Origin of the sequence: Streptococcus sp. (genome assembly GCF_019414905.1) — a bacterium.
Classification (GTDB): Bacteria; Bacillota; Bacilli; order Lactobacillales; family Streptococcaceae; genus Streptococcus.
Window position 1 is genome coordinate 2,618 of the sequence record NZ_DXLC01000017.1, and the last position, 3,695, is coordinate 6,312.

The 3,695-nt window shown below is 38.6% G+C and carries 5 protein-coding genes; all 5 read left to right on the plus strand.

Going from position 1 to position 3,695, the window contains the following annotated elements; genetic code table 11:
* Positions 1 to 2,040: penicillin-binding protein PBP2A (gene pbp2a, locus QZ359_RS00330; RefSeq protein ID WP_293947434.1), on the plus strand; the 2,040-nt coding region annotated here is incomplete at its 5' end.
* A 52-nt stretch (positions 2,041 to 2,092) separates the two neighbouring features.
* Complete coding sequence (gene rpmG / locus QZ359_RS00335) at positions 2,093 to 2,245, plus strand: 50S ribosomal protein L33 (protein WP_001809375.1); 153 nt, start codon at positions 2,093 to 2,095, stop codon at positions 2,243 to 2,245.
* A 9-nt stretch (positions 2,246 to 2,254) separates the two neighbouring features.
* A complete protein-coding gene (gene secE / locus QZ359_RS00340) occupies positions 2,255 to 2,431 on the plus strand; it encodes a preprotein translocase subunit SecE (RefSeq protein ID WP_001210991.1) in 177 nt (58 codons plus the stop codon).
* A 54-nt stretch (positions 2,432 to 2,485) separates the two neighbouring features.
* Positions 2,486 to 3,022: a transcription termination/antitermination protein NusG gene (nusG, locus tag QZ359_RS00345; RefSeq protein ID WP_000376740.1), complete on the plus strand. Its 537-nt coding sequence runs from the start codon at positions 2,486 to 2,488 to the stop codon at positions 3,020 to 3,022.
* Positions 3,023 to 3,143: 121 nt separating this feature from the next.
* Positions 3,144 to 3,623, plus strand: a complete 480-nt coding sequence (locus tag QZ359_RS00350) for a sigma-70 family RNA polymerase sigma factor (protein ID WP_033675598.1) — start codon at positions 3,144 to 3,146, stop codon at positions 3,621 to 3,623.
* Positions 3,624 to 3,695 lie beyond the last annotated feature (72 nt).

The window sequence follows — 3,695 nt, forward strand, 5'->3', positions numbered from 1 at the left end:
CATCTAACAAAGATTGTCCTTATACTAGGTTTGAGTGCAGGCTTGCTAGTTGGAACCTATTTGTTTGCTGTAGCTAAGTCAACCAATGTCAATGATTTGCAAAATGCTTTGAAAACTCGGACTCTTATTTTTGACCGTGAAGAAAAAGAGGCTGGTGCCTTGTCTGGTCAAAAGGGAACCTACGTTGAACTGACTGACATAAGTAAAAACTTGCAGAATGCCGTTATTGCGACAGAAGACCGTTCCTTCTATAAAAATGACGGGATTAACTATGGTCGTTTCTTCTTGGCTATTGTCACTGCTGGTCGTTCAGGTGGTGGCTCTACTATTACCCAACAGCTGGCTAAAAACGCCTATTTGTCACAGGATCAAACTGTTGAGAGAAAAGCGAAAGAATTTTTCCTTGCCTTAGAATTAACAAAAAAATATAGTAAGGATCAGATCTTAACCATGTACCTTAACAATGCATATTTTGGAAATGGTGTGTGGGGTGTAGAAGATGCGAGTAAGAAATACTTTGGAGTTTCTGCGTCAGAAGTGAGTTTGGATCAAGCTGCGACTCTGGCAGGGATGCTCAAAGGGCCGGAACTGTATAATCCCTTGAATTCTGTAGAAGATTCTACCAATCGGCGCGATACTGTCTTGCAAAATATGGTTGCAGCAGGATATATTGATAAAAACCAAGAAACCGAAGCTGCGGAAGTTGATATGAATTCGCAATTGCATGATAAGTATGAAGGGAAAATCTCAGATTACCGCTATCCTTCTTACTTTGATGCGGTGGTTAATGAAGCTGTTTCCAAGTATAATCTAACAGAGGAAGAAATTGTCAATAATGGCTACCGCATTTACACAGAGCTGGACCAAAACTACCAAGCAAATATGCAGGTTGTCTATGAAAATACAGCGCTATTTCCGAGGGCAGAGGATGGAACATTTGCTCAATCAGGAAGTGTCGCTCTCGAACCGAAAACAGGAGGAGTTCGTGGAGTTGTCGGTCAAGTTGCTGACAATGATAAAACTGGATTCCGGAATTTCAACTATGCAACTCAATCAAAACGTAGCCCTGGCTCTACAATTAAGCCTTTAGTTGTTTATACGCCAGCAGTTGAGGCAGGTTGGGCTTTGAACAAGCTCTTGGATAACCATACCATGAAGTATGACAGCTATAAGGTAGATAACTATGCAGGAATCAAAAAGAGTCGAGAAGTTCCCATGTATCAAGCCTTGGCAGAATCGCTTAATCTACCTGCTGTTGCTACTGTTAATGATTTGGGTGTTGATAAGGCTTTTGAGGCAGGCGAAAAATTTGGACTCAACATGGAAAAGGTAGACCGTGTTCTTGGTGTCGCTTTAGGAAGCGATGTTGAAACCAACCCTCTTCAAATGGCTCAAGCATATGCTACCTTTGCAAATGAAGGTTTAATGCCGGAAGCTCATTTTATTAGTAGAATTGAAAATGCTAGCGGACAGGTTATTGCGAGTCATAAACATTCACAAAAACGAGTGATTGATAAAGCTGTAGCTGACAAGATGACTAGTATGATGTTGGGGACATTCACAAACGGAACTGGTATTAGTTCATCACCTGCAGACTATGTCATGGCAGGGAAAACTGGAACAACTGAAGCAGTTTTCAATCCGGAGTATACAAGTGACCAGTGGGTAATTGGCTATACTCCGGATGTAGTGATTAGTCACTGGCTTGGTTTCCCGACCACTGATGAAAATCACTATCTAGCGGGTTCTACATCAAATGGTGCAGCTCATGTCTTTAGAAATATTGCCAATACCATTTTACCTTATACACCAGGAAGTACCTTTACAGTTGAAAATGCTTATAAGCAAAATGGAATTGCACCAGCTAACACAAAAAGACAAGTACAAACCAATGATAATAGCCAGACTGATGATAATTTGACTGATATTCGAGGACGTGCGCAAAGTCTAGTAGATGAGGCTAGCCGGGCTATCTCAGATGCGAAGATTAAGGAAAAGGCTCAAACAATATGGGATTCGGTAGTCAATCTATTTCGCTAAGATGCTTGTCAAAGCCTAGCTTTCTTGTTATAATAGATAAGATGGAGGCGTTATGGCACTAAAAAAAGCAAGCCTAGCTTGTGCGGTTTGTGGTTCGAGAAACTATTCAATCAAGATTAGTGGAAACCCCAAGCCTACACGACTAGAAGTAAATAAATTTTGTAAGCATTGTGGCAAGTACACTACACACAGAGAAACGAGATAGGAGAGAGCGATGCGTTTTATTGGAGATATTTTTAGACTTCTTAAAGACACAACATGGCCAACTCGCAAGGAAAGCTGGAGAGATTTTCGTTCTATAATGGAATACACAGCTTTCTTTGTAGTAATTATTTACATTTTTGACCAGTTGATTGTTTCAGGTTTGATTCGATTTATTAACATTTTTTAGAAGGCTAGTGGAGTTAATTACACTAGAAATCTTCTATTTATGAAAGGAAATATCATGGATAGTTTTGATAAAGGGTGGTTTGTTTTACAAACTTATTCTGGTTATGAAAATAAGGTAAAAGAAAATCTATTACAACGTGCACAAACCTACAATATGTTGGATAATATTCTACGCGTTGAAATTCCAACACAAACAGTGCAAGTTGAAAAAAATGGAAAGAGAAAAGAAGTAGAAGAAAATCGCTTTCCAGGTTATGTTCTTGTAGAAATGGTCATGACAGATGAAGCTTGGTTTGTTGTTCGAAACACACCAAATGTTACAGGATTCGTCGGATCTCACGGAAATAGATCAAAACCAACTCCATTATTGGAACAAGAAATTCGTGATATCTTGGTTTCTATGGGACAAACTGTACAAGAGTTTGATATCGATGTTGAAGTTGGTCAAACTGTACGTATTATTGATGGAGCTTTTGCAGATTATACCGGTAAGATTACGGAGATTGATAACAATAAAGTGAAGATGATTATCTCTATGTTTGGTAATGACACAGTTGCAGAAGTAAACCTAAACCAAATCGCAGAATTATAACCCAAAGAGAGGCAAGACCTCTCTTTTTTTTGTGCAGTTGAGGAGCTAAGGGGAACAGAATGGGGAAATGTGCCAAAAGTGTATCTGAATCTGTTAGACTGTATCTAGAAAGGGGAAGATTATGCTTAAAAAAATGTATGAAGAAGTCCAAGGAATTGTATACAAGTGTAGAAATGAATATTACCTTCATTTGTGGGAGTTGTCGGACTGGGATCAAGAGGGAATGATTTGCTTACATGAATTGATCAGTAGAGAAGAAGGGCTAGTAGACGATATTCCACGCTTACGTAAATATTTCAAAACAAAATTCCGGAATCGAATTCTAGATTATCTCCGTAAACAAGAAAGTCAAAAACGGAGATATGATAAAGAGCTTTATGAAGAAGTGGGTGAGATAAGTCATCGTATAAGTGAGGGAGGACTCTGGCTAGACGATTATTATCTCTTTCATGAAACACTAAGAGATTATAGAAACAAACAAAGTAAAGACAAACAAGAAGAGTTAGAACGCGTCTTAAGAGATGAACGCTTCCGAGGGCGTCAAAGTGTGCTAAAGGACTTACGTATTGTGTTTAAAGAGTTTGATATCCGTACTCATTAGGAATTCATGCAAAAAAGTAAAAAAAGTTTAAAAAAGTAGTTGACAAAAAATAAAAAGTCGGTATAATAGTAA